Origin of the sequence: Specibacter sp. AOP5-B1-6 (assembly GCF_052376555.1) — a bacterium.
Lineage (GTDB): Bacteria > Actinomycetota > Actinomycetes > Actinomycetales > Micrococcaceae > Specibacter.
Genome location: NZ_JBQSVT010000043.1, coordinates 1 through 25,942, shown reverse-complemented (window position 1 = coordinate 25,942; position 25,942 = coordinate 1). Strand labels below are relative to the sequence as shown.

The window sequence follows — 25,942 nt, the reverse complement described above, 5'->3', positions numbered from 1 at the left end:
TTTCGGCAATAACCTGGGACGCCACGCCTCGCGCAACAATTTGCAAGGGGCGATCCGTCTGTCTTTGTCCGAGGGTCAATCCACGACCACGCTTTCCATGACCACGCCTTGCGCGTGGGCCGCCAACGTCGCCGCCCACCCCTGCGTTACTTCTGGAATTCCACGATCCCCCCGGCTCAGATTCTGCCTTGACGACGTCGTCAAGCAGCGAGCGATAAGGAATTGTAGTGTTCAAGCAACTTTCACGGATCGGCAAGGCATTCATGCTGCCGATCGCCATCCTGCCGGCGGCCGGCCTGCTGCTGGGCATCGGCGGCGCCCTGTCGAACCCCACCACCATCGCGTCCTACCCTGTCCTGGACAACCATGTCCTGCAGGGCATCTTCGGCGTCATGTCTGCCGCCGGCGCAACGGTCTTCGACAACCTGGCGATCCTCCTCGCCGTCGGCCTGTGCATTGGCCTGGCCAAACGCGACAAGGGAACCGCCGCGCTCGCCGGTGTGGTGGGCTACCTGGTCATGGTGGCAACCATCAAGTCACTGCTGGAGATCTTCACCCCCGACTCCGCCGCGATTGACACCGGCGTGGTGGGTGCCCTGGTGGTGGGCGGCGTGGCCGTCATGTTGCACAACCGCTTCCACAACATCCAGCTGCCGACCGTGCTCGGCTTCTTTGGCGGCTCCCGTTTTGTTCCGATCGTCACGGCCTTCGCGGCCATCTTTGTGGGCACGCTCTTCTTCCTCGTGTGGCCGCCCGTGCAGAACGCGCTGGTCGGTGCCGGTGAAGGCATCGCCGGCATGGGCGCCTTCGGCACCTTCCTGTACGGTTCGCTGCTGCGGCTGAGCGGTGCCGCCGGCCTGCACCACATGATCTACCCCATGTTCTGGTACACCCCGCTCGGCGGCACCGAAATCGTCAACGGCGTCCAGGTCGCCGGCGCCCAGAAAATCTTCTTCGCCCAGCTCGCCGACCCCAACCACGTGGGCCTCTTCACCGAAGGCACCCGCTTCTTCGCCGGCCGTTTCGCCACCATGATGTTCGGCCTCCCCGGCGCCTGCCTGGCCATGTGGCACGTCATCCCCAAGGGCCGCCGCGCCAAGTACATGGGCTTGTTCGCCTCGGTTGCCCTGGCTTCCTTCGTCACCGGCATCACCGAACCCATCGAGTTCATGTTCTTGTTCGTCGCCCCCGTCCTCTACGTGGTTCACGCAGTCTTTGACGGGCTGTCCTTCCTCATTGCGGACCTGCTGAACATCAGCATCGGCAACACCTTCTCCGGCGGTCTGATCGACTTCCTGCTCTTCGGCGTCTTCCAGGGTAACGACCGCACCAACTGGCTCCTTGTAATCCCCGTGGGTGTCGTCTGGTTCTTCCTGTACTACTTCACGTTCAAGTTCTTCATCAAGAAGTTCAAGTTCGGCACCCCCGGCCATTTGGAGGACACGCTCGGGAACGACGTCGATGCCTCCTCCGCGGACGACGCCGAGCTGGTGCCCGCAACAGTGGGCGGCGCCGAGGCCGGCACCCCGATCCAGCGCGAGGCGGCACAGGTTCTCGCCGCACTGGGCGGGGCCGGAAACCTGGACGACGTTGATGCCTGCATCACCCGGCTGCGTGTTTCCGTCAAGGACCCCGGCCAGGTGGACAAGGACAAGCTCCGCAAGCTTGGCGCCACAGGCGTGTTCGAGGTCAGCGGCGGCGTCCAGGCCGTCTTCGGCGGCAAGGCAGTTCTTTACAAAAGTGCGATTAATGAAAGTCTTGGCCTTGACGACTAATCCCACACCCAACGCTTAACTATTTAGGAGTCAACCAGATGCTGAAAATGTTCAAGAAAAAAGGCGAGCAGATCTTCGCCCCCGCAGCCGGAACCGTCATGGCGCTTGCGGATGTGCCGGACCCCGTGTTCGCCAGCGGCGCCGTGGGTGAGGGATTCGCCGTCGAACCTGTCGAAGGGAACTTTGCCAGCCCGGTGGACGGGGAACTGATCCTTGTCGCCAAGACGCTGCACGCCTTCGCGGTGCGCACGGCTGCCGGCGCCGAAATCCTGGTCCACATTGGCATGGACACCGTCAAGCTCAAGGGCGAAGGCTTCACGGCCCACCGCGCAAAGGGCGACAGCGTCAAGCAGGGCGACGTCATCATCAGCTGCGACCTGGCCGCAATGACACCGTTGGTTCCCTCCATGGCCACGCCGGTCCTGCTGACCAACGGCAAGGACTTCGCCGTTGCCGAGACTGACATTGACGGCGCCAACGGAACAGCTGTCATCACCGTGCGGAAGAAGTAACATGGTGCCCGTCACGGGCGCTGCCTGCGCCATGGATTCCGCGAAGGTCGTGTCCCCATGGGCCTGACGCGCGGAGATGCCGCCACGATCAAGCGGGTTTACAACAACAACGTGTTGCTGGCCGAGCTTGGCGACGGCAGCGAAATGGTTCTTGTCGGCAAGGGCATCGGCTTCAAGCACAAGCCGGGGGAAGCCGTGGAGCTCGAAGCGGCTGATCAACGGTTTGTTCCTGATGGCAGCTATGCCGCCAGCCACGTGGCCGGTGTCCTCGGCGATGCCCCCTTGGAGCAGATTGAACTGGCACAGGAAATCACGGCGCTGGCCCAGGTGGAACTGAAATTGGAGCCAAGGCAGTCGCTGCTCGTTCCGATCCTTGACCACCTTGGCTTCGCCGTGCAGCGTGCCCGTGACGGCATCAAGGTCGACTTCCCGCTCAAGTGGGAGGTGGCCCAGCTGTACCCGGCCGAGGGAAATTTGGGGCGCCGCGTTGTCGAACTCATCACGGCGCGCCTGGGCGTTGCGTTGCAGGAGGACGAGTGGGTGGCGTTTGCCCTCCACTTCGTCAACCAGCAATGGTCCAAGGCCGATTTTTCCAAGACCGTCTCCATGACCGAGACCATCGCCCGGGTGTTTTCACTGTTGTCGGTGCGGTGGGGCAGGAACGTTGACGAGAACGCCCTCAGCGCTTCGCGTTTTGTGACCCACCTGCGCTATCTCTTTGCGCGGCCGGCCGAGGTCACCGGGGCTGCATCGATCCAGGTTGATGTTTTGGCGTCCGTCCGCGAAGCGTACCCGGAAGCGGCCGACGCCGCCCTGGAGGTCGCCAAGCTCATTGGCGGCGCACTCCGCCGGGACCTGGGAAATGACGAGATCTCCTACCTGGCACTGCATACAAGTCGGCTCTACGTCGAGATGCTCAATACTTAGGATTCACATGATTGACTTTGCAATTGCCGCCACCGGAACAGGTGTTGTGGCAGGGCTCGGCTACGCCCCCGCACTGTGGGTGAAGCCGGCGCCCGTCCTGCCCGCCGGCGCTGACGCCGTCGTCCCGGAAGAGGCCCGGGAGGACGAAGCGGCCCGGTGGAAGGCCGCCGTGGAGACGGTGGCCGGCAGGCTTGGCGCCCGCGCAGCCGCCGCCTCGGGGGCAGCCGCCGAGGTCCTCGGGGCAACCGCAGCCCTGGCAGGGGACCGCGGGCTGCAGCGGACAACCCTCAAGCTCATCACGGCGGGCTCCTCCGCGGAAGCCGCGACGGTGGCCGCGATGGCGCAGTTCATCGCGAAATTTCAAAACCTTGGCGGACTCATGGCCGAGCGGGTCACCGATCTGGGCGACATCCGCAACAGGCTCGTTTCCGAACTGCTGGGCCTTCCCGAGCCAGGCGTACCCACGCCCGAAAGCCCAATCATCCTGTTGGCCGAGGACCTGGCCCCGGCAGACACCGCGACGCTTGACCCGGCCTTGATCCACGGCATTGCAACGCGTCTGGGCGGGCCCACCAGCCACACGGCCATCATTGCCCGGCAGTTGGGCATCCCGTGCGTGGTTGCGGCAGCTGAGCTCGCTGGCATTGATGACGGTGCCATGGTGCTGTTGGACGGGGCGGCCGGCACCGTGGTGGTGGGCGCCGATCCTGCCGCCGCGGCCGCCCAGGTCAAGACGGATGCGGCGCGCCGGACGGCTGTGCAGTCCTGGCAGGGGCCGGGGCGCACCAGGGATGGTGCCGTCGTCGAACTTTTGGCCAACGTCCAGGACGGTGCCGGGGCCCGCGCGGCGGCACAGTCACCGGCGCAGGGCGTCGGGCTGTTCCGCACGGAACTGGGTTTTCTTTCGGCACAGCACGAGCCCTCGGTGGCTGAGCAGGCCGGGATTTACAGCGAGGTTCTGGCCGCGTTCCCCGGCCAAAAGGTGGTCATCCGGACGCTCGATGCCGGATCCGACAAGCCCGTGCCCTTTGTTGTCCATCCCGTGGAGGAGAACCCGGCGTTGGGCGTGCGGGGCATCAGGCTGGGGCAGGGCGATCCGGGCTTGCTGGCGCGCCAGCTCGACGCCGTCGCCCTCGCCGCCGAACAGCAGGGCGTCACAAACGCCAAGGTCATGGCGCCGATGGTTGCCACGATCGATGAGGCCCGCGACTTCGCCGCCGCCTGCCGCGCACGGAAGCTTTCGCCCGGCATCATGGTCGAGGTACCCTCCGTTGCACTGCTGGCCGAGGCGTTTCTGGCCGAAGTGGACTTCATGTCCATCGGCACCAACGATCTCACGCAGTACACCATGGCCGCCGACCGCATGGCCCCCTCGCTCGCCGCGCTGACAGACCCATGGCAGCCGGCGGTCCTGCACTTGATCCGCTCCGCGGCAGCGGCCGGCGTCAGCGGCGCCAAGCCCGTCGGCGTGTGCGGCGAGGCAGCGGCGGATCCCTTCCTCGCCTGCATCCTGGTGGGCCTCGGGCTGGGCAGCCTGTCCATGGCACCCAACGCCGTGGCCGCCGTCGGCCTGCAGCTGGAATCCGTGACGTTGGAGCAATGCCGGCAGGCGGCAGTTGCCGTGCTTCGCTGCACCTCCGCCGCCGAGGCCCGTGCCACGGCTCGCGAACTGCTTTACCCATCCACCCCGGAAAACTTCCAAGGAGTAAAGAAATGACCACGCAAACTGTTGCAGTTGGCTCCCCGGTGGGCCTGCACGCCCGCCCCGCCGCCATGATCGCCACGGCCGCAGGGGCCTACGACGACGAGATCCTGCTCAGCATCGACGGTGACGACGAGGTGGATGCCACCTCGGCCCTCATGATCATGACCCTCGGCGCCGACTTTGGTGCGTCCGTGACCGTTGAGTCGGAAAACGCGGCGGCCGTGGCGGAAATTGCCGCCATGATCGCCAAGGATCTGGACGGCTGAGCGTTCTTCCCACACAAGGCGCCCCGGACTTCGGACCGGGGCGCCTTCTTTGGTTGTCGTCTGTTGCAGCCCCGGAGCGGAGCACTACTCCGGAGCAGGCAGGATTGCCTCCACCAGCCGTGCCAGCCGTTGCGGATCGTGCTGCCGTGTCAGCGTGTGGAACAGGGACGTTCCGATCAAGGCGTCGGCGATGGCATCGGGGTCTGCATGCCCGGCCAGCTGGCCGGCGGCCTTTCCGAGCTCGAGTCGCGCGGCCAGGGCTTCGTGGTAAGGCCCGGTGATGTGCCCGTACAGCAGCTCCGACTCGCCAGCATCCTCCGACGCCGCAACCACCAGGGCCCGCACCAGCTGGCGCCCGGCTGGATCCGCCAGCACAGCGGCAGTGTCGTCGATCCACGTTTTGAGATCAGCGGCCAGCAATCCGGTGTCGGTGATCGTCACCTCGGGCAGGCGAATGTGCCCGGCCAGCACGGCATCGGCGACGATGGCCGATTTCGCGGGCCACCAGCGGTAGATTGTCTGCCTGCCAACCCCGGCGCGGGCGGCGATGGCCTCGATGGTCATGGCGTCGTAGCCGGCCCCGGCGACCAGATCCCGGGTTGCCTCAAGAACGGCCAGGCGGGCGGACTCACTGCGCGGGCGGCCCCGGCGAACTTCTGTCATTTTTCAAGCATAGGCTCTACACTTCAATTACGAGACACCGTGTCTCGATATTTCCGAGGGAGCCTCATGAATGACCAGGTCGTTGTAGTTATTGGTGTCGGCGGCATGGGGGAGACCATTGCGCGCCGCCAGGGTCCGGGAAAGAAGCTGCTGCTCGCGGACTTCAACGAAGAGGTCCTGAACCGCACGGCCGCGGCGCTCAAGGGCGACGGCTATGTGGTGGAAACGCATGTTCTGGATGTGTCCGCCAAGGAATCGGTGGACGCGCTGGCGGCAGCCGCTGCAGCCGCCGGCCCCGTGGTGCAACTGGCCCACACGGCGGGACTTTCACCCACCCAGGCGCCGGCCGGTGCCATCCTGAACGTGGACCTGCTCGGCGTCGCCCACGTGCTGGACGCTTTCGCCGGCATCATGGCGCCGGGAGGCTCCGGCGTCGTCATTGCCAGCATGGCCGGGAGCATTGCGGCAGGGAAATTCCCCGCAGAAATGGAGACCGCCCTGGCACTGACGCCGACAGACCAGTTGCTCAGCCTGCCGTTCTGGTCCGACCCATCCTTCTCCGACGCAGGCACCGCCTGCAGCGTGGCAAAGCGCGGCAACCAGCTGCGCGTGCAGGCCGCGAGCCTCGTCTGGGGCGCCCGCGGTGCCAGGATCAACAGCATCAGCCCGGGCGTCATCTCCACCTCCATGGGCCAGCAGGAACTGGATGGCGAAAGCGGGCAGGGCATGCGGGCCATGGTGGAGGCCTCCGGCACCGGCCGGTACGGCACCGCGGAGGACATTGCCAAGGCCGCGGCGTTCCTGCTTGGTCCCGATTCCACCTTCGTCACCGGAACTGATGTGTTGGTCGACGGCGGAGTTGTCGCCGCGGTGCGGTCAGGCGCGATCTCGCTGGGGTGACTGTCGCCGGGCGGTGTCCGGGCTTGCTGGCGTTTGGGGTCCTGGTCATCCGCCCGAGGTTCCTGCCAGAAATCGGCCGGTGCGCCTAAATTGGCGGGCCAGGAGCCCCAGTGCGAGTATCGCCGCAACGGCAGCAAACGTGATGACCCAGAAAAAGAGTGTGTCCCGCCCGGCCTGGTTCGCCGCTTGGGCAGCAAACAGGAATGCGTAGGCCGGCAAGAAGACCAGTTGTGTGGCCAGGCTCTTTCGAAGTTGGACTGCACCCGCCCGGACGACGGGCAGATGGTCGTGGTCCAGGGGTGCCTTGCCGGCAATCTGGCGGTTAATGTATTTTCGTTCTTCGTCAGCCAACGGAAACAGGACGTTAACCGTGGCCAGCCGTACTGCGGGCGCAACTTTTTTGCTGTTGTAGACTAGTCCGCCAATAAAGATGCCGGCAGTGGCAAACATCAACCCGACACTCAAGTAGGCTGCCCAGTTGGCCGGGGCCGCCCCAATAATCAAGATCCCGGCCCCGGTTCCGGCCGCCAGCAAGGCAAGGGCCCCGGCGGGTAAATATCGTGTGTAATAGCTTTTGACGGCCGAGCCCAGTCCGATGTCTTCAACACCTTGCGCTTTTTTCATGGCCCGCGACCAGCGGTCGTTGGACGCTGCCAGGAGATCATCGATGCCGGCCATTGCATTCTTCCCAAAAGTCCGGCAACTCCGGCCGCACCAATGTGCCACCGTGCAGGCGCCTGAACTGATGTTTACATCCTGACCCATTGCCGCCCGTAAGCCAACGGTTCCGGCGTGCAACTTACGGGGGGCTTCCGCTGCGAATTGCGGCCAAACCCTGTTGCTGGGCGGGGCTACAGCGTAGCGTGTCCGGCATGGACTGGAAATTGGAACTTGTATTTGTGCCTGTCTCCGACGTGGACAGGGCCAAGGATTTTTATGTGAACAAGGTGGGCTTCAACGCCGACTTCGATGAGCGGCCCGGCGGTGGGATCCGCTTTGTGCAGCTGACCCCGCCCGGCTCGGCCTGCTCCATCTGCATCGGCGAAGGGCTGACCGACGCCGCACCGGGCACGGCGCCCATGATCCAGGTGGTGGTCAGCGACATTCAGGCAGCCCACGACCAGCTGGCGGCCAACGGCGTGGATGTCAGCGACGTTGACGTCCAGGCTTGGGGCCACTTTGTGTACTTCGCCGACCCCGACGGCAACAAGTGGGCGCTGCAATACCTGCCGAACCGCCCCAACGGCTGATCCTGCGGGATCGTTGCGGGCACGCTGGTTAGAGCGCTGCAATGAGCCAGTGTGCGTCGTGGCGCTCGCCGTGGGCAAGAACGACAAGGTCGTGGCCTGAGTTGAAGACGTCGGGCGGGCAGCTCATGGGCTCCACGGCCAGGCCGATCCGGTTCAGGTGGGGTTCGGGACGGTCGGCCGTGTGGATCTGCACCCATGGCAGGACGGCAGGGTTCCAGCGCATGAGGACGCCGGTCCCTTCGGCGGAGAGCAGCCGCACTTCAACGTCGTCGCCGCCCTCCTTCTCGGCAGTGTCCCGGGCCGGCGCCAGACCTGTGTAGGCATGGTCGATCTCGGTGCTGCCCAGGGCCCGTGGCTGCTGGAAGTCGAGGCGGCCGCCGTCGTGGTTGTCGACGGTGGCAAGCGTGGTGGGCAGCAGCCTGTCGGCGGTGACACCCAGAACCTGTGCGGCCGGCAGCTCCAGCGTCCACTGATCCACGGGTCCGCTTCCTGCGACCAGGTAGGGGTGCGGGGCAACACCGTAGGGTGCCGGCTTGGTGCCGGGGCCCGCCCACATTGCGCGCCGAAATGTGCCAGTCAAGGCCTGCGTCGCTGAGTGTGTACGCCACCTGGACATCCAGCCGGTGCGGGTACCCGGCCTGCGGTTCGAGCACGGTGCCAAGGACGACGCCCGACGGTGCCTGTTCCAGCAGTTTCCACTCGTTCCAGAGCACCAGGCCGTGGAGGGCCGTCATGCGGTCAGTCTCGTTGATGCCCAGCTGCTCATTGTCGCCATTGAAGGTGTAGGCGCCGTCGGCGATGCGGTTGGGCCAGGGAACAAGATTGGCTCCCCGGTAACCGGGACGGAGCTCCCCGGCTGCAAACGGCACCACAAGGTTGCGCCCGTTGTGCGTGAGCGAGCGCAGCGTGGCGCCCACCGACGCGATTACGGCGCGGTAGCGGCCTGATTCAAGGGTGAACTGGACACCTGACGCGGGATGGCTGGAAATGGTTGACATGCGTTTTCCTCTGCGAGAATGAGTGTGAGTGTCTTACGGTTGTAGCACGAATGATTTTAAAGTTTGGAGACAGCGCCGGGGCCGATTCCCCGGCGTCAACCATGCCGGGCAGTGCCGGAGAACAGGCTGACAATGACTGACCACGTTTCGTCGAACGACCGCCCTCCCGTCATGGAAGACGTGGCTGCTAGGGCAGGGGTGTCGCACCAAACAGTCTCCCGGGTGATCAACAACCATCCCAATGTCAGTGCCAAGACGCGCACGGTGGTGGAAGCCGCCATCGCCGAGCTTGGTTACCGGCGCAATACAGCGGCACGGCAGCTGGTGACCCGGCGCTCGGAGACCTTTGGCGTGGTGGCCCACAACATGGAGCATTACGGTCCGGCGCACATTCTGCTGGGCATCCAGGAAGCCGCTTACACAGCCGGCTATGCCGTCAACACCGTTGGGCTGCCGGATGTGAGCGAGAAGGCCATCAACGAGACGGTGGAATACCACCTGGCACATCAAGTCGACGCGCTCGTGGTCATTGCCCCGCAGGAAGAAATTGTGCGCACCATTGAACGACTGAACCCGGGCGTTCCGCTCGTTGCCATCGGTGACATTGGTGCGGCCGGGGTGCAAAGCGTTGGCGTCGACCAGCAGCGTGGCGGATGGCTGGCAACCCAGCACCTGATTGATCAGGGACACCGCAAGATTGCCCACATCATGGGCCCGGCCGACTGGCTTGACGCCCAGGCCCGGCGCCGCGGCTGGGAAGCAGCCCTGGCCGGTGCCGGTCTGGAGCCGGGCCCCCTGCTGGTGGGGGACTGGAGCGCCGAGTCCGGCTACGGTGCCGGGGAACAGCTGTTGGACAACAGCGAATGCTCCGCCGTCTTTGCCGCCAATGACCAGATGTCCCTTGGCGTGATCCGGGCCGCGTATGAGCGCAATTTGCGGCTGCCCCGCGATCTGTCCGTTGTTGGTTTTGATGACAGCCCCGAGTCTGGTTTTTATTTCCCGCCGCTGACGACCGTCCGGCAGGACTTTGCCGAACTGGGACGCCGCTGCGTTGGGATGATCCTTGACGGCATTTCCGGCAATGATCCGTTGTTTTCGGTGCGGATTCAACCCCACCTGATACTGCGGGCGAGCACCGGGCCGAGGCCTGTGGCACTGGCCCGCAGTTAGGCGGGGCAGCCTGCAGCGTGGAGAGGCCTGAAACGACGTCGCCGTTGTTAGCGCTAACAGATTTCATGCCCAATTATCCCTAAAATGGCGACCGGCGTATCCAAGTCACAAACTCCGCGTTGCAGTCCGAAAAATGGCGCACAGCGGGCCAGTGACCTTGCGATCTTAGGGGATTGTAGCTGGTTGCAGCCCGACCAGCAGGTATATCGGTGGCACCCTCGCGGTTTTCTTGGACTGACGGGAATGCGCCAGCTGCTGTTCGCATCGATGAACTCCCCTTGACTTGGGCAGGTGGAACGGTATTGTTAGCGTTCACAAGTGTATTTCTTTTGGCCACCTCCCATGGTGCGCCGGAAGCATCGGCTGAGAGGAAACCATGGGGACGCAGGAGTCTTACGTAATTGGCATTGATTACGGCACCCTGTCCGGGCGTGCAGTGGTGGTGCGCGTTCGCGACGGGGCCGAGCTTGCCTCCGCCGTCGTGGAGTATCCGCATGCCGTGGTGGAGCGGTCCTTGCCGGGCTCTGCTGAGAGGCTGCCGCCTGAATGGGCGCTGCAGGTCCCCGAGGACTACCGCCAGGTGCTCAAGCAGGCTGTGCCAGCGGCCGTCACCCAAGCGGGGATTGACCCGTCCGACGTCGTCGGCATCGGCACGGACTTCACCGCCTGCACCATGGTGCCCACCACAGCCGACGGCACTCCCTTGTGCGAACTGCCGGAGTTCGCCGCCGAACCGCACGCCTTTGTGAAGTTGTGGCGCCACCATGCGGCCCAGCCCCAGGCCGAGCGCATCAACGAGCTGGCCCGGCAACGCCAGGAAAGCTGGCTGCCGCGCTACGGCGGACTGATTTCCTCCGAATGGGAGTTTGCCAAGGGGCTGCAGCTGCTGGAGGAAGCACCCCGGGTGTACGCCGCCATGGACCACTGGGTTGAAGCCGCCGACTGGATCGTCTGGCAACTGACAGGCAGCTACGTGCGCAACGCCTGCACGGCCGGCTACAAGGGCATCCTGCAGGACGGCCGGTACCCGTCCAAGGATTTCCTGTCGGCGTTGAATCCGGATTTTGCCGGTTTTGTTGCGGACAAGGTTGACCACCCGATCGGCAGCCTGGGTGATTCTGCCGGCGGGCTCAGCGCCGAAGCCGCAGTCTGGACGGGCCTGCCCGAGGGCATCCCGGTCGCCGTGGGAAACGTTGACGCGCACGTCACGGCACCGGCGGCAAAGGCCGTCCAGCCCGGCCAGATGGTGGCCATCATGGGCACCTCAACCTGCCACGTCATGAGCTCCGATGAGCTCCGCGAAGTGCCAGGCATGTGCGGAGTCGTCGACGGCGGCATCATCCCGGGCCTGTACGGTTACGAGGCCGGCCAAAGCGGCGTCGGCGACATCTTCGGCTGGTTCATCAAGAACTCGGTGCCCGAGAGCTACCACGCCCATGCGGCAAAGCGCGGTGTTGGCATCCACGAATACCTGACCGCACTTGCCGAGCGGCAAAACATTGGCGAACACGGCCTTGTTGCCCTGGACTGGCACAGTGGGAACCGATCCGTCCTGGTTGACCATGAACTCTCCGGCGTGGTTGTCGGGCAGACCCTGGCCACCACACCCGAGGACGGTTACCGGGCGCTGCTGGAAGCAACAGCCTTCGGCGCCCGCGTCATTGTGGAGACGTTCAACGCCGCTGGTGTTCCCGTCACGGAATTCATCGTGGCCGGCGGGCTCATGAAGAACCAGCTGCTCATGCAAATTTATGCCGACGTGCTGAACCTGCCGCTGTCCACCATCGGATCAAGCCAGGGCCCCGCCTTGGGATCCGCCATCCATGCAGCAGTCGCGGCGGGCCGCTATCCCGACATCATGGCCGCCTCCGAAGCCATGGGCAGCGTGAACCGCGCAGTTGTCAGCCCCATCCCGGAAAACGTCGCCGCCTACAACGAGCTTTTTGCCGAATACCGCCTCCTGCATGACTACTTTGGCCGCGGCACCAACGACGTCATGCACCGGCTCAAGGCGATCGCCCGCAGGGCCCACAAGGTGGCAGTGGAGGTGACGGCATGAGCTGGTCAGCTGCCACCATGACCGCCGTCGCATCCCTGCGCAGTGAAGTGTGCCGCCTCCACGCCGAACTCGTCCGCTACGAACTGGTGGTGTGGACTGCCGGCAACGTCTCTGCCAGGGTTCCCGGCGAGGAACTGATGGTCATCAAGCCCTCGGGCATCGACTATGACGCACTCACCCCCGAATCCATGGTTGTCACTGACCTGCACGGAACCCCGGTCGACGGCGGATGGGGCAACCCTGCGCTGGCGCCGTCGTCCGACACGGCAGCACACGCCTACGTGTACAGGCACCTGCCGGAGGTGGGCGGCGTCGTGCACACCCACTCAAGCTACGCCACGGCCTGGGCCGTGCGCGGCGAGGCAATCCCGTGCGTGCTGACCATGATGGGCGACGAGTTTGGCGGGGAAATCCCCGTCGGACCGTTCGCCTTGATCGGGGACGACTCCATTGGCCGCGGCATCGTCGAGACGCTGGCGGGCTCCCGCTCGCCAGCCGTGTTGATGCAAAACCACGGACCCTTCACCATCGGCGCCACGGCCAAGGCCGCGGTGAAGGCCGCCGTGCTGTGCGAGGAAGTTGCCCGCACGGTGCATTTTGCCCGCGAGCTGGGTCCCATGATCCCCATCGACAGCACCCACATCGACAGCCTGCACCAGCGCTACCAAAACGTCTATGGACAGTAACCCACAATCCGCCTCCTGTCTCGAAGGAATGAACATGTCTTTGCAGTTAACCAATTCTCTGTCCGGATACGAAGTCTGGTTTCTGACCGGAAGCCAAAACCTCTACGGCGAGGAAACCCTGCGCCAGGTCGCCGAGCAGTCGGCTGAAGTGGTCAAGACGCTGCAGGAATCAACAGAGATTCCCGTCCGTGTTGTCTTTAAGGACGTGCTGAAGGATTCCGAGTCCATCCGCCGGGCCGCCATTGATGCCAACGCCGACGACAGGGTCATCGGCCTCATCGCCTGGATGCACACCTTCTCACCGGCCAAAATGTGGATTCGCGGGCTAAGCGAGCTGAACAAGCCGCTGCTGCACCTGCACACCCAGGCCAATGTGGCACTGCCGTGGGCGGAGATTGATTTTGACTTCATGAACCTGAACCAGGCAGCGCACGGCGACAGGGAATTTGGCTACATGCAGTCACGCATGGGCATCAGCCGGAAAACAGTGGTGGGCCACGTGTCCAACCCGCTGGTGCGTGAAAAGATCGGCACCTGGACGCGTGCTGCCGCCGCAGTGGCCCAGGTGCGCACCCTGAAGGTGGCCCGTTTTGGCGACAACATGCGCAACGTCGCCGTCACCGAGGGTGACAAGACCGAAGCGGAAATCCGTTTCGGCGTCTCCGTCAACAGCTGGTCCGTCAATGAACTGGCCGAGGCCGTTGACGCCTCCTCCGAGGCGGATGTTGACGCTCTCATTGCGGAATACCTGCGCCTGTACAACGTGGCTGCCGAGCTTCTTCCGGGTGCCGCACGCCACGAGTCCCTGCGCTACGGAGCCAAGATTGAACTGGGCCTGCGCAGCTTCCTTGAGGCCGGCGGCTTTGGTGCGTTCACCACCAACTTCGAGGACCTTGGCGAACTGCGCCAGCTCCCCGGTCTCGCGGTGCAGCGGCTCATGGCCGACGGCTACGGCTTTGGTGCCGAGGGCGACTGGAAGACGGCCGTGCTCATCCGCGCCGCGAAGGTGATGGGGGAGGGGCTGCCCGGCGGGGCCTCCCTCATGGAGGACTACACCTACCACCTGGTCCCGGGCGAGGAAAAGATCCTCGGCGCCCACATGCTCGAGGTGTGCCCCTCGCTGACAGCCACCAAGCCCTCACTGGAGGTGCACCCGCTGGGCATTGGCGGCCGCGAGGATCCGGTCCGCCTGGTGTTCGACGCCGATCCGGGCACCGGAGTGGTGGTGGCCCTCTCGGACATGCGCGAACGCTTCCGCCTCACAGCCAACAAGGTCGAGGTTGTGCCGCTGGACGAGCCGCTGCCCAACCTTCCCGTGGCCCGGGCCGTGTGGAAGCCGCTGCCCGACTTTGCCACCTCCGCCGCCGCCTGGCTGGAGGCCGGGGCCGCCCATCACACTGTGATGAGCACCGCCGTCGGCATTGAGGCGTTCCAGGACTTCGCCGACATCTTCGAGGCGGAACTTCTTGTCATTGACGAGGACACCACGCAGCGTGGTTTTGTGCGGGAGATCCGCTGGAACCAGGCCTACTACCGCCTGGCCCAGGGATTCTGAGCCCGGATTCTGAGCCCAGGATTCCAACCCCGGATCCCGGGCCGGCCTGAGCAAGGGCCGGCCCGGGATCCGTGTGTCAGGACTGGTTTTTGAGGATTCTGACGTGAGCCGGTGTCAGCTCGGCGATGGTGCTGACACCGAGCAGGGCCATGGTGCGTCGCATGTCCGTTTCAAGGATCTCCAGTGCGCGGTCCACGCCGGCCCGGCCGCCCGCCATCAGGCCGTACAGGTAGGCCCGCCCAATCAAGGTGAAGTCCGCTCCAAGCGCCAGGGCCGCGATGATGTCGGCACCGCTCATGATGCCGGTGTCCAAAATGATTGCGGGGCTGCCCGCGCCGGACTTGAGCGCTGCGGAGACCTCCGGGAGGAGGTGGAAGGGGATGGGCGCCCGGTCCAATTGGCGCCCGCCGTGGTTGGAGAGGACAACGCCGTCGGCCCCGTGATCAACCGACTTCCGGGCGTCGTCGACGGTCTGGATCCCCTTGACCACCAGCTTGCCCTTCCACGTTTCCCGCAGCCAGCCCAGATCCGCGAAATTCAAGGTGGGGTCGAACATCGAGTTGATCAGCTCGGCCACCGTGCCCGTGTGTCGGGACAGCGAGGCAAAGGTGAGTGGTTCGTGGGTCAGGAAGTTAAACCACCAGGCCGGGCGGTAGGACGCGTCAAGCACCGTTTTGACGGTCAGCGACGGCGGGATGGTCATGCCGTTTCGCACGTCCCGCAGCCGCGCCCCGGCGACGGAGGTGTCCACCGTGACCATGAGCGTGTCGTAGCCGGCCCGGGCAGCGCGCTCGATCAATTCAAGGGAGCGGTCCCGGTCCTTCCACAGGTAGAGCTGGAACCAGTTGCGCCCATTCGGGGCTGCGGCAGCAACATCCTCGATGGAGGCGGTGCCCATCGTGGACAGCGTGTAGGGAATGCCCGCAGCCTCGGCAGCCTGCGAGCCGGCATACTCGCCCTCGGACTGCATCATCCGGGTGAAACCGGTGGGCGCGATGCCCACCGGCAGCCTTGACTGCTTCCCCAAAATCTCCGTGCCCAGGTCGATGCTGGAGACATCCCGCAGGATGCCGGGGCGGAACTCAATGTCGAGAAACGCTGCACGCGCCCGGCGCAGGGTGATTTCCGCCTCGGCGGCACCATCCGTGTAATCGAACGGCGCCTTCGGGGTGCGGCGCTTGGCCATGTCCCGCAGATCCCAGATGGTGTTGGTGCGGCGCAATTTGGCTGCCTGGCTGAACTCAGGCTTCTTGAACTGCATCAACGGGGCCAGCTCCGAATATTTGGGCATCCGGCGTCGGAGTGCGGCCGGCAGGGCTGGAACTCCCTGCGCTTCAGGGTTGCCGGTTTCGCTGCTTTGCGTCATTGTCGCCTCCATGCTGGAAAGGTGGATTTCTCCGTCGTTTCCCACCCTAGTGTCTAAGGTCCAACCACACCAAGTAGCATTGTCACATGCGTACCCATCAACATGTTTTGAATTGGTTGGAGCACCAACTCTCCTCCGGCGGACTGGTCCTCGGGGACCGGTTGCCGCCGGAACGCACGCTGGCAGAGCGTCTCGGTGTCTCGCGCACCTCGGTCCGCGAAGCCGTCCGGATTCTGGAGGTCATGGGTGTTGTCCGGGTTGGGGTCGGGTCCGGCCCGGACGCCGGTGCGGTGGCCATTTCCGATCCCACGATGGCCCTGGGGATGGCGTTGCGCCTGCATGTTGCCACGTCCCATCTTCCAGTTGCAGACATTGTGCAGACCCGTGTGCTGCTCGAGTCATGGGCGGCCTCCCGGGCCAGCGCTGATGCACAGGCGCTGGAGGAAGCCGAGGAGCTGCTCCAACGGATGGATGAGGTCTCTGACGCCACCGAGTTCCTTGACCTTGACATCCGTTTCCATTTGGCCTTGTCGGAGGCGGCCGGAAATGTCGTTGTGAGCGCGATGCTGGGCTCACTGCGGGAGGCGGTCAAGGATTATGGGGGAAGGCTGACGTCCAATCTTCCTGACTGGGGGTCAACTGTGCAACGTCTCCGTGCTGAGCACCGGGCCATTTTGACGGCCGTCAGGAACGACGACGGACCAGCAGCGGCAGATCTTGTCACCACCCATATTGAGGGGTTTTATCAGGAAGCCGGGGTGGCGGGCTGAGAGGCCGGTCCCGGCGGGTTGGGTTCTTCGCTGTGGGTGCCGCCCGGTACTGTTAATGGAATGGATCTTTCGCTCGTCCCCTATGTGGAATATGCGGCGCTCAGGGGGCTTGTCGGCCCCGCAGCGGTGCATCGCGGGCTTGAGTATGCCGGTGCTGGCAAGGTCAGCAGGGTCCAATGGGTGGAAAGCCGGCTCGAGCTGCAGGCCTGGGTGTCCGGCAGCGGCAGGAGAGTCTACGAAACCACAGTCACCTTCATTGACGCACCGAAGGGAGCGGCTCTTGTTGCCGGCTACTGCAGCTGCCCCGTCGGGGGAAACTGCAAACACGTGGCTGCCCTGGTTTTTACCACCAACCGCTTGCTGGAAGAAACCGAACCTCCCGAAACATCCGGGATTCCTGGGGTTCGTGACGTAGCTGCGGAACCGGCGCAGGCAGTGGCGCAGACGCCAGCACCGAAGATAGTCGCAGCCAAGACGCCGGCAGTCAAGAAAGCCGCAGCCACGGCGCCGGCAGTCAAAAAGCAGGTGCCCAAGAAACCGGCGCCCTGGGAACAGCAGCTTGAGGCCTTACTCCATCCGCCGGTAGTGGAGGCGCCGGCCTATTGGGGCCGGGAGCCGGCTCGCAACGCGGGCGTGGTCGCCCCAATCCCGATGGCGCTGCAATTTGAGTTGCTTGAGGAACCACAGGATCCCTACGCGGCCCGATCCCAGTTCAGGAAGAATGCCAAAACACGCGGTGCCAAGGCCATGGAAAAGACGCGTATCCGTCTCGGCGTCCGTCCGGTCATGCGCAACGACGCCAACAAATGGGTTGTCGGCAACCTGGCCTGGGACTCCATGCATCAGCTTTACTACATGGACGGCTTCAACCTGGAACACAAGAAGTGGCTGCAGATTTTTCATTCCCTCTTCAAGTCCACCAGAACCGGTTACGGCACCGGCAAGTGGATTTGCCTGGATGATTTCAACTCTCCGCTGTTGTGGAACCTGCTGACGCAGGCGGCCGGGATCGGCCTGGAATTTGTCACCTCCAGAAAGTCGAACACCATCACATGGGCCGAATCGGTCCATGTCAGCACGGACATCGCCGCAACAGCCGACGGCGGCATCACGCTCGTCCCGCATGCCGTTGTCGGCAGCTCCTCATCTGACGCCGCCTCATCTGACGCCGCCTCATCCGACACGACCCCATCTGACGGCGCAACTCTTGACCCGGCCATGATGGGCACCCTCGGCGCGCCCGTACACGGCCTTTTCTGGTGGACCGGCGGCAATGAAAAAACCGCCATTGCCCAGCGGAACATCAACTTCGCACCTGTCGCGGAGTCCGTCGGGAAGACGCTGAAACTGCTGATCGACACCCGGACGCCGGTGGAAATCCCGGCTTCGGCGCGGCAGCAGTTCCTGGACAGTTACTACCCGCAGCTGCGCCACAGCATGGACCTGCACGCCCGCGACGGCAGCGGCGGGCTGCCGGAAATTCGGGACCCGGAACTCGTGCTGACAGCCGTGCACATTCCTCCGGCGGCCGCACCAAAGGTTGACCGGCGACGCAAAACCGCCAGCCAGCCCCACAAGGCAGCCGGGCCGGCACTGGAGCTGCATTGGCACTGGGAATACGCTGTCGGCGACTCAATCGCCAAATATTCGATGGTCAGCGACGGGGCGGGGCACCGCGACGACGCCTTCGAGACACGGCTGCTGACGATTGTGGCGGAGGCGCTCGCCGAATTCCCGGCGGCCACCCGGGAATCCTTCCCCCATACTGCAAGCCTGCATCCCGGCAGCAACGAGCCCGTGCACGTGAAAGACGTTGCCGCGGCCCGCTTCAGCACCGAAGCCCTGCCCGCCCTGGCCGAACTTGAGCACGTGCGCGTGGACACTGCCGGTACGGCCCCCGACTACACCGAGCTGACGGGCACCCCGCAGATTGGCATCAGCACCAAGGGAACGGGCGACGGCGACTGGTTTGACTTGGGTGTCTCCGTCACCTTGGACGAGACCGACATTCCGTTTGGCGAATTGTTCCGGGCGCTGGCCTCCGATGAGGACCACCTGATGCTGCCCAACGGACATTACTTTGCATTGAACCAGCCTGAATTTGAGCAGCTTCGCCGGCTCATCGACGAGGCACGGAGCCTGCAGGAGCCCGGCGGTTCCCTGAAAATCAGCCGCTACCAGGCCGGGCTGTGGGAGGAGCTCAAGGAGCTGGCCACCACTGCCGAGCAGGCCGACGCCTGGCAAAAGTCAGTCTCCGGGCTGCTCGAGCTGCAGGAAGTTGCGGCGGTTCCAGTCCCGGCGGGGCTTGATGCGTCGCTGCGCCCATACCAGCAGGAAGGCTTCAACTGGCTGGCCTTCCTGTTTGACAATAATCTTGGCGGAGTGCTGGCCGATGACATGGGCCTGGGCAAGACACTGCAAACCCTGGCCTTGATCACCCACGCCAAGGCCACCGCCGCGGCACAAACGGAAGAGTCACTGCCGTTCCTGGTGGTTGCACCCACCTCGGTGGTGTCCAACTGGGCTGCCGAGGCGCGCCGCTTTGCCCCCGGACTGAACACCACAGCCGTCACCGACACACTGCGCAAGAGCGGCAGCGAGGCAGCCGCACTGGTGGGCGGGACCGACGTCGTCATTACCTCCTACACACTGTTCCGGCTCGACAACGAAGCCTATGCCAGCCAGAAATGGGCCGGGCTGATCTTTGACGAGGCCCAGTTTGTGAAGAACCACCTCACCAAGGCCAGCCAGCTGGCGCGGTCGTTCCCGGCGTCGTTCAAGCTGGCGATCACCGGCACGCCCATGGAAAACAACTTGATGGAGCTGTGGTCGCTGTTTGCCATCACCTCACCGGGGCTGTTCCCGTCGCCGACGCATTTTTCCGACTACTACCGCAAACCGGTGGAGAAGGAGAGGGACGCTGACCGGCTCAAGCAGTTGCGGCGCCGGATCCGGCCGCTGATCATGCGGCGCACGAAGGACGCTGTGGCCAAGGAGCTGCCGCCCAAGCAGGAACAGGTGCTGGAGTTGGAGCTTGCGCCGCGGCACCGCACCATTTACCAGCGACACCTCCAGCATGAGCGTCAAAAAGTTCTCGGCCTGCTGGGCGACATGGACAAAAATCGGTTTACGATCTTCAAGTCGCTCACCACCCTGCGGATGCTCAGCCTGGACGCCTCCCTGGTGGATCCGAAGTATGCCAGCGCCCCGTCCAGCAAGCTCGATGTGTTGTTTGAACAGCTCGAAGACGTCGTGGCGGAGGGGCACCGGGCGTTGATCTTCAGCCAGTTCACGTCGTTCCTGGGCAAGGCCAGGGAGCGGTTGGACGCCGCCGGAATCGAGTACGCCTACCTGGACGGAAAGACCCGCAAACGCGGCGAGGTCATTGATAAGTTCAAGTCCGGGACTGCGCCGGTGTTCCTGATCAGCTTGAAGTCGGGTGGCTTCGGGCTGAACCTGACCGAAGCCGATTACTGCTTCCTGCTGGACCCGTGGTGGAACCCCGCCACCGAAAACCAGGCCGTGGACCGCACCCACCGGATCGGCCAGACCAAGAACGTCATGGTCTACCGGCTCGTTGCCAAGGACACGATCGAGGAAAAAGTCATGGCGCTCAAGGACAAGAAGGCGAAGCTGTTCAGCTCCGTCATGGACGACGACGCCATGTTCTCCTCTGCGATCACCGCCGACGATGTCCGCGGGCTGTTTGACGCTTGAGCCGCGGCTGCACTGCGAACAACCGGCAGGGGCACGTTGTGGCCTGGAATGCGTCGGTGGTTGGACGATTGAGATCAGCCATCCGTATTGCGGCGCTGCGCCGCGCCTCCGATGGCGCAGATCCTCAGTGCTCAGCTCTAAGACAGTGCTGTGATGCAGGATCCGAGCAGGCGGCGCAACTGCTCCTGCTCTGACGGAATGAGTCCGCTTCCCATCGTGAGCTCGACCGACTCCGCCGCAGCGCTGGCCGCCGCGAGGCGTTCCCTACCCCGGTCCGTGAGCTGAACAGGAAGCGCCCTTCCCGATGCTGGCTGTACTCGGCGGGAAACGAGGCCGTCCCGCTCCAGCGAGAGCAGGAGGACATTCATCGACTGCCGCGAGACGAAGGTGCCCCGCGCCAATTCGGAATTTGAGAGTCCTGGCCGCTGCGAGAGCTGCTCGAGGCAGGCATATTGCGGCACCGTCATGCCCAATGGGCGCAACGCCCCATCCATCGCGGACCGCAGGGCGCTGTGTGCCTGTTTCAGCAGATACCCCAGCGACGTTTCCAGAACCACGCCAACACTCTCTTGACTCATGTCAATATTCTGACATACATTGAGTAAGTCAACACACTGACATGATCGTTCATTGGGGAAAGAGGAGACATTGCGATGGCTGTCATAGGGCCGGATTTTATTTCACTGCAGGTGCGTGACCTGGAACGGTCGGCTGCGTTTTACGAACAACAGCTGGGATTGGTGCGGGCCAAGGCTGCCCCGCCACACGCCGTTGTCTTCGATACAAAGCCCATTCCCTTTGCTGTGCGTGAGCCGCTGTCGGGCATCAATCTGGACACCATCGACCAGCCCGGGGCGGGCACTGCTGTCTGGTTGCGTACCACGGACGCCCAGCTGATTCACGACGGGCTTGCCGCCGCAGGCACCCGGATCGTGTCGGAGCCGGTGGAGGGGCCGTTTGGCCGAACCTTCACTTTTGCGGATCCTGACGGCTATTTCATCACGGTTCACGATGCGGCCTGAGCAGTCCCGGCATGGATTGCTTCCGCGCAAGCTGGCACGGGAGAGCCCATGAGCGGCTGGCTTGGTGTGGTGTCGGCCGAGCACGTCCGCCGCGGGGTCGCCCTGAGTATTGCCCAGATCGGCCACGGCGGACGGGTCGGAGTGGCGCGGATGCAGGCCGGCGACACGCTCATCTACTATTCCCCGGTGGAGCGGTTGGGGGAGAAGACGCGGCTGCAGCAGTTCACGGCCTTGGGGACCGTTGCCGACGATGAGATCTGGCAAGCGGACGACGGCGAATTCACCCCGTTCCGGCGGCGGGTCAACTACATTCAGGCAACTCCTGTGGGCTTGGCGGAAGTGCGTACCCGGCTGCATCTGACGGCGCAGCCGAACTGGGGATATCAGCTACGACTGGGGATTGTGCCACTGGAGGAACGCGACGTGGCTGTCCTGCGAGCCGCCATGACCGCATAGCTTTGGCCAGTTGCAGTACCTCGAGCTGTCCTGCCCCGGGTTGCCGCATCCTCAGCTCCCTGCCGTCACTTGCGGTCGCGCGGACCGGCACAGTCTCGAATCGAGATTCTCGGGAGCGGGCCCAGCACCACAGCCAGCCCAAGGGGAGCAGGGCTCCGACGACTTTGATCACGACTGCACCAGCAAACTTCGATGGATACAACTGTCCATCGAAGTTTGCTGAGAATGCCCTTAGTGTTCTTATCATGGCGAACTTTGGTCTTTTCAAGCGGTGGGGAAAACAGCATGCGGGGCCTTCAGTCGACAAGCCTCAGCCCGCATCGAGGGCACGGACCAGTGAAACCCGGAACCGGTGTGTCCTTGACGACCACCATGGCATGCGCTCGGGGAAGAGGCTACGTTCAGGGTACGCACCATCAGTATTATCGCCATCTGTAACGGACAGCGTCCGTGGTGAGCTGAAGTCCCATGAGTAGCCCGCTTGCTCGTGTGGCCAGCTTTGGGCTACTGATGTCAGCCCTGCTCGGCTTGACTGCTTGTTCGTCAAACGAGCATCCGGCACCCCGACCAAGCTCCGATGCTGCTGGAACCGGAAGTTGCACAGACAAAGGAATGTATACGGTGAGCACTTCTGCAGTAGGCCCAGTTCCTGGTCTGCCACAGTCCGCATTGGGACCCGGGCATACTCCGCGCATCGGGCTGGTTGGGACGAAGATCGAGGCCGCTGTGCCCACAGTCAGCTTGATGGTGTGGGCCGAAGAGCCATCGACTTCAGGCGACGAAACTTTCAAAGATCTGGCTCTTGACACCGAGATTACATTCAGTGGCTACACAGTGAAAGTCACCTCGATCTGCGCGAACTCAGCCCGTCTGGACTTGGTGTCCCAGGAGGATTAGCCAACGGCGGCAGGTGGGTTGGTTGCCCAACGCACCTGCCGCCGTCGAACTCCAATAATGAATTACAGCAGTTCAGCCCGCAGATCAGCGGCGGACTTGGGCGAGAGCAGGCCGGGGGCCACGTCGAACACGGTTTTGGCGCCGAACTGGCCGGCCGCGTTCATGCGGTGCACGGCGCGGGCGTAGGCAACGAGCACGCTGGAGGTGAATTCCGGGTTGCTTTCCAGCGCCAGGGAGTACTCGACGACCTGGGCATGCCCGTCGGAAGTGTTGCCGCTGCGAATCACAAAACCACCGTGCGGCATGGTCGCATGGTCGCGGGCCAACTCCTCGGCCGTAATGAAGTTGACCGTGGTGTCGTATTGGTCAAAGTAATGCGGCATGCCCACGATCTCGGCGCGTACAACGTCCTCGGAGGCGCCGTCCTCAAGCACCACAAAGCATTCGCGGGTGTGCTTCTGGCGGGTGGTCAGTTCCGGCCGCGAGCCGCTGCGGACCTCGTCAATGGCCGTCTCGGACGGCAGGGTGTACTGCACGCCGCCGGCAACTCCGGGCACCCGGCGGATGGCGTCCGAGTGCCCCTGGCTCAGGCCTCGGCCCCAGAACGTGTAGGTGTCGCCGTCGGGCAGCAGGGCCTCGCCGTAGACACGGTTGATGGAGAACATGCCCGGATCCCAGCCGGCGGAGATCAACGCGGTCTTGTTGGCAGCCTTTGCGGGAGCGCCCACGGTGGCGTAGTACTCGGGAATGCGCGCGTGCGTGTCGAAGCTGTCGACCGTGTTAAACAAGGCAGCCAAGGCGGGTCCCTGTTCGGGCAGGTCCGACTTGGAACCGCCGCACAGGATCAGCACGTCAACATCGGATGCGCGGCCGGCCAACTCGTCCATCGAGAACACTGGGGCACCGGCATTGAGCGGCGTCAGCTCCGCAGGGTTGCGGCGGGTGTAGATTCCCGTCAGGGTCATGTCGGCGTTCTTGGCAATGGCTGCCTCGACCCCGCGGCCCAGGTTTCCGTAACCAGCAATTCCAATGCGAATCGGCGCGCTCATGTATTCTCCATCCGTCTATTGGGCCGCTCATCACTGGCGGCCGCACACTTACCAACAACCGTACAGTCTGCAGCTACGGTGGCGTACAGCGGAAGGGGCGGCCGGGCTGGGAGGCGCGGGCCCGGCGTCGTTCCCGGCCTTAGGCAGGAGAAGCATTGTCCCAAGCACGACGGCGGCATGCGCCACCGCGCGCCCCTCACCTGCCGGTAAACTGGACGCGGGTGTTTTCCCTGCCCCACCTCTCTGCACTAAAGGACCACACCCATGAGCTTGATCCGCCTCAACGATGTTTCCGTGCGCTTCGACAAGGTCCAGGTGCTGCGCGAGGCCTTTTTCAAGCTCGAGGCGGGGGACCGGGTGGGGATGATCGGACGCAACGGCTCGGGAAAGTCCACGCTGCTCAAGCTGGTCATGGATCAGGTGGAGCCCGACACCGGCACCGTCAGCGTGGAGCTGGGCACCAAGATTGGCTACTTCTCCCAGTTCTCCGAGCTGAATGGCGCGCAGACCATTCTGGAAGTATTGGAGGAAGTGTTTGCCCACGTCCTGGAGATTGAGGCGGAGCTTGCCGGGATCGATGCGGCGCTCGCCGTCGACCAGCCGGAAGCCGAACTGGACCGGCTGATTCACCGGCAATCAGAGCTGTTTGCCGACATGGACCGGCTGGACGGCTGGGACTACCAGCGCTCGATCGACAAGGTGTTGACCACGCTTGGCTTCAACGAGGCTCACCGCATTTGCCCCATCGACGACCTTTCGGGCGGCTGGCGCAACCGTGCAGCCTTGGCCAAGATCCTCCTGGAAGCGCCCGACGTGCTGCTGCTTGATGAGCCCACCAACTACCTTGACGTGGCCGGCGTGGAATGGCTCGAGGGCTGGTTCAAGAACTTCCAGGGCGCGGCGATCATCGTCTCGCACGATCGGAAGTTCCTTGACGCGGTGGTTACCCGCATCATCGAGCTGGAGAACTTCCACCTGCATGAATACCCAGGGAACTTTGCCGAGTACGTGGTGGCCAAACAGTTCCGGCTCAAGACGCTCGAAAGCCAGTTTGTGCATGAGTCCGAACTGCTGGCCTTTGAAGCGGAGGGCATCTCCGACCGCCGCGAGGCTGCCAAGGCTGCGACGAGGGGGCTCGATTCCAAGCTGTCAAAGATCAAGAAGTCACGCGCCCCGCGGCCCGTGGACAAGATCATCACCGAGATCTACGGCGGGCTGCACGTCAAGGACGTGCTGTGCCGGATCGAGTCGCTGAGCAAAACGTATGGCAACCGGACGCTGTTCAGCGACCTCAGCTTTGAGATCCGCCGCGGCAACCGGATTGTGGTGCTGGGGGCCAACGGTTCGGGCAAGTCGACGCTGCTCCGTGCCCTGACGGGGGAGGAACCGGCAGATTCCGGCTACGTCACCTGGGCCAAGGGCGGCGGGCTGGTGTCCTACAACCAGGTGCTCGACGAGCTGGACCCTGACGACACCGTCACCCACGCCGTCAACGCGATGCCGGACAGCCTCGCACTGACGGCCACCAAGAAGTCCGTCAACCGCTTCCTGGCCATGTTCCAGTTCTCCGAGGCGGACCTGAAGCAGCGCATCGGCAACCTGTCCGGTGGGCAGCGGGCCCGTGTGGCGATGGCCCAGTGCCTGCTGTCGGGCGCCTCAGTGTTGGTGCTTGATGAGCCCACAAACCACCTCGACATGTCCAGCACGCAGGTCATGGAGCGGGCCCTGCTGCATTTCCCTGGTGCCGTCCTCGTGGTCAGCCACGACCGCTTCTTCACCGACAAAATCGCCAACCGCCGGCTCGTGTTCAACGCTGACGCGCCGGGCGGGATTACAGTCCACGGCGGGTAGCTGTCGGCAAGCCGTCTCATGCTCCGAATGCGGGGCTGTTGAGTACCATTCATGCTGCGTTCCCGGCCTTTCCCTGTGCCGTCGGGGCGGCCGCTCCTGCCAAAGTGCCGCCGTTGTCCCTTTTTTGAAGGGGCGACGGCGGTTCTTGCGTTCCGGGGGTCGGGCAGCCTGGTTGGGTGATTGGCGGCGCTAAAAAAGATTTAGAAGATTCTTTCGGGGATGTATTGCGTGTTGGTAACGTATGCCTGTAGTCTTGGGGTATGAGTATTCCGGTGTTTGTCCCCGGGGACCGGGGTGGTGAGGCCACACAGGATGTGGTTTCGCTGCTTGCCGCGGTTGGTGCTCTTC

Annotated in this window: 22 protein-coding genes and 1 pseudogene; 16 read left to right on the top strand and 7 right to left on the bottom strand. The window is 64.0% G+C overall.

Going from position 1 to position 25,942, the window contains the following annotated elements:
• Window positions 1-227 precede the first annotated feature (227 nt).
• From ACT3TS_RS16620 to ACT3TS_RS16600, 5 genes are read left to right on the top strand one after another with little or no spacing between them, the layout of a single operon-like run.
• Window positions 228-1,775 (top strand): PTS transporter subunit EIIC, encoded by a 1,548-nt coding sequence (locus ACT3TS_RS16620; RefSeq protein ID WP_444532638.1) that lies wholly within the window; start codon window positions 228-230, stop codon window positions 1,773-1,775.
• 38 nt (window positions 1,776-1,813) lie between these two features.
• The gene (locus ACT3TS_RS16615; RefSeq protein ID WP_444532637.1) at window positions 1,814-2,287 is read left to right on the top strand and encodes a PTS sugar transporter subunit IIA; all 474 of its coding nucleotides are present in this window, start codon (window positions 1,814-1,816) and stop codon (window positions 2,285-2,287) included.
• A gap of 57 nt (window positions 2,288-2,344) precedes the next feature.
• Window positions 2,345-3,214 (top strand): PRD domain-containing protein, encoded by an 870-nt coding sequence (locus tag ACT3TS_RS16610; protein ID WP_444532636.1) that lies wholly within the window; start codon window positions 2,345-2,347, stop codon window positions 3,212-3,214.
• 7 nt (window positions 3,215-3,221) lie between these two features.
• The gene (gene ptsP / locus ACT3TS_RS16605; RefSeq protein WP_444532635.1) at window positions 3,222-4,931 is read left to right on the top strand and encodes a phosphoenolpyruvate--protein phosphotransferase; all 1,710 of its coding nucleotides are present in this window, start codon (window positions 3,222-3,224) and stop codon (window positions 4,929-4,931) included.
• A complete protein-coding gene (locus tag ACT3TS_RS16600) occupies window positions 4,928-5,185 on the top strand; it encodes an HPr family phosphocarrier protein (RefSeq protein WP_444532634.1) in 258 nt (85 codons plus the stop codon). Before ptsP ends, ACT3TS_RS16600 begins: the two co-directional genes overlap by 4 nt.
• 84 nt (window positions 5,186-5,269) lie before the next feature.
• Here the strand turns inward: ACT3TS_RS16600 and ACT3TS_RS16595 are convergent, their stop codons facing one another.
• A complete protein-coding gene (locus ACT3TS_RS16595) occupies window positions 5,270-5,848 on the bottom strand; it encodes a TetR/AcrR family transcriptional regulator (RefSeq protein ID WP_444532633.1) in 579 nt (192 codons plus the stop codon).
• Between the two features lie 66 nt (window positions 5,849-5,914).
• Here ACT3TS_RS16595 and ACT3TS_RS16590 point away from each other — a divergent pair, with 66 nt between their 5' ends.
• A complete protein-coding gene (locus ACT3TS_RS16590; protein WP_444532632.1) occupies window positions 5,915-6,748 on the top strand; it encodes an SDR family oxidoreductase in 834 nt (277 codons plus the stop codon).
• Between the two features lie 45 nt (window positions 6,749-6,793).
• Here the strand turns inward: ACT3TS_RS16590 and ACT3TS_RS16585 are convergent, their stop codons facing one another.
• Complete coding sequence (locus ACT3TS_RS16585; RefSeq protein WP_444532631.1) at window positions 6,794-7,426, bottom strand: hypothetical protein; 633 nt, start codon at window positions 7,424-7,426, stop codon at window positions 6,794-6,796.
• A 194-nt stretch (window positions 7,427-7,620) separates the two neighbouring features.
• Between ACT3TS_RS16585 and ACT3TS_RS16580 the strand changes: the two genes are divergently transcribed.
• Window positions 7,621-7,998, top strand: a complete 378-nt coding sequence (locus ACT3TS_RS16580; RefSeq protein ID WP_444532630.1) for a glyoxalase superfamily protein — start codon at window positions 7,621-7,623, stop codon at window positions 7,996-7,998.
• Between the two features lie 28 nt (window positions 7,999-8,026).
• Here the strand turns inward: ACT3TS_RS16580 and ACT3TS_RS16575 are convergent, their stop codons facing one another.
• Window positions 8,027-8,578: an aldose epimerase family protein gene (locus ACT3TS_RS16575; RefSeq protein WP_444532629.1), complete on the bottom strand. Its 552-nt coding sequence runs from the start codon at window positions 8,576-8,578 to the stop codon at window positions 8,027-8,029.
• A 28-nt stretch (window positions 8,579-8,606) separates the two neighbouring features.
• A pseudogene (locus ACT3TS_RS16570) lies at window positions 8,607-8,996 on the bottom strand (aldose epimerase family protein); the annotation flags it as partial.
• 132 nt (window positions 8,997-9,128) lie between these two features.
• On the opposite strand from ACT3TS_RS16570, the gene ACT3TS_RS16565 reads away from it, so the two are divergent.
• From ACT3TS_RS16565 to araA, 4 genes are all read left to right on the top strand, one after another.
• On the top strand, window positions 9,129-10,166 hold the full coding sequence (locus ACT3TS_RS16565; protein WP_444532628.1) for a LacI family DNA-binding transcriptional regulator: 1,038 nt from the start codon (window positions 9,129-9,131) through the stop codon (window positions 10,164-10,166).
• A 376-nt stretch (window positions 10,167-10,542) separates the two neighbouring features.
• Window positions 10,543-12,225, top strand: a complete 1,683-nt coding sequence (araB, locus tag ACT3TS_RS16560; protein ID WP_444532627.1) for a ribulokinase — start codon at window positions 10,543-10,545, stop codon at window positions 12,223-12,225.
• Complete coding sequence (locus tag ACT3TS_RS16555; RefSeq protein WP_444532626.1) at window positions 12,222-12,911, top strand: L-ribulose-5-phosphate 4-epimerase; 690 nt, start codon at window positions 12,222-12,224, stop codon at window positions 12,909-12,911. Before araB ends, ACT3TS_RS16555 begins: the two co-directional genes overlap by 4 nt.
• 34 nt (window positions 12,912-12,945) lie before the next feature.
• On the top strand, window positions 12,946-14,466 hold the full coding sequence (araA, locus tag ACT3TS_RS16550) for an L-arabinose isomerase (RefSeq protein ID WP_444532625.1): 1,521 nt from the start codon (window positions 12,946-12,948) through the stop codon (window positions 14,464-14,466).
• A 76-nt stretch (window positions 14,467-14,542) separates the two neighbouring features.
• Here araA and ACT3TS_RS16545 read toward each other — a convergent pair whose 3' ends face one another.
• On the bottom strand, window positions 14,543-15,832 hold the full coding sequence (locus tag ACT3TS_RS16545; protein ID WP_444532624.1) for an alpha-hydroxy acid oxidase: 1,290 nt from the start codon (window positions 15,830-15,832) through the stop codon (window positions 14,543-14,545).
• An 86-nt stretch (window positions 15,833-15,918) separates the two neighbouring features.
• Between ACT3TS_RS16545 and ACT3TS_RS16540 the strand changes: the two genes are divergently transcribed.
• Entirely contained in the window at window positions 15,919-16,602 is a 684-nt protein-coding gene (locus ACT3TS_RS16540; protein ID WP_444532623.1) for a FadR/GntR family transcriptional regulator, read from the top strand.
• Window positions 16,603-16,662: 60 nt separating this feature from the next.
• A complete protein-coding gene (locus ACT3TS_RS16535; protein WP_444532622.1) occupies window positions 16,663-20,319 on the top strand; it encodes an SNF2-related protein in 3,657 nt (1,218 codons plus the stop codon).
• Window positions 20,320-20,456: 137 nt separating this feature from the next.
• Here the strand turns inward: ACT3TS_RS16535 and ACT3TS_RS16530 are convergent, their stop codons facing one another.
• On the bottom strand, window positions 20,457-20,897 hold the full coding sequence (locus tag ACT3TS_RS16530; protein WP_444532621.1) for a MarR family winged helix-turn-helix transcriptional regulator: 441 nt from the start codon (window positions 20,895-20,897) through the stop codon (window positions 20,457-20,459).
• Window positions 20,898-20,972: 75 nt separating this feature from the next.
• Between ACT3TS_RS16530 and ACT3TS_RS16525 the strand changes: the two genes are divergently transcribed.
• Both ACT3TS_RS16525 and ACT3TS_RS16520 read left to right on the top strand, forming a co-directional pair.
• A complete protein-coding gene (locus ACT3TS_RS16525; protein ID WP_444532620.1) occupies window positions 20,973-21,341 on the top strand; it encodes a VOC family protein in 369 nt (122 codons plus the stop codon).
• A 48-nt stretch (window positions 21,342-21,389) separates the two neighbouring features.
• Complete coding sequence (locus ACT3TS_RS16520) at window positions 21,390-21,797, top strand: EVE domain-containing protein (RefSeq protein WP_444532619.1); 408 nt, start codon at window positions 21,390-21,392, stop codon at window positions 21,795-21,797.
• A 959-nt stretch (window positions 21,798-22,756) separates the two neighbouring features.
• On the opposite strand, the gene ACT3TS_RS16515 is transcribed toward ACT3TS_RS16520, so the two are convergent.
• Window positions 22,757-23,743, bottom strand: a complete 987-nt coding sequence (locus tag ACT3TS_RS16515; RefSeq protein WP_444532618.1) for a diaminopimelate dehydrogenase — start codon at window positions 23,741-23,743, stop codon at window positions 22,757-22,759.
• Between the two features lie 264 nt (window positions 23,744-24,007).
• On the opposite strand from ACT3TS_RS16515, the gene ACT3TS_RS16510 reads away from it, so the two are divergent.
• Window positions 24,008-25,594, top strand: coding sequence for an ABC-F family ATP-binding cassette domain-containing protein (locus ACT3TS_RS16510; protein ID WP_444532617.1), 1,587 nt, complete (start codon window positions 24,008-24,010; stop codon window positions 25,592-25,594).
• Window positions 25,595-25,942 lie beyond the last annotated feature (348 nt).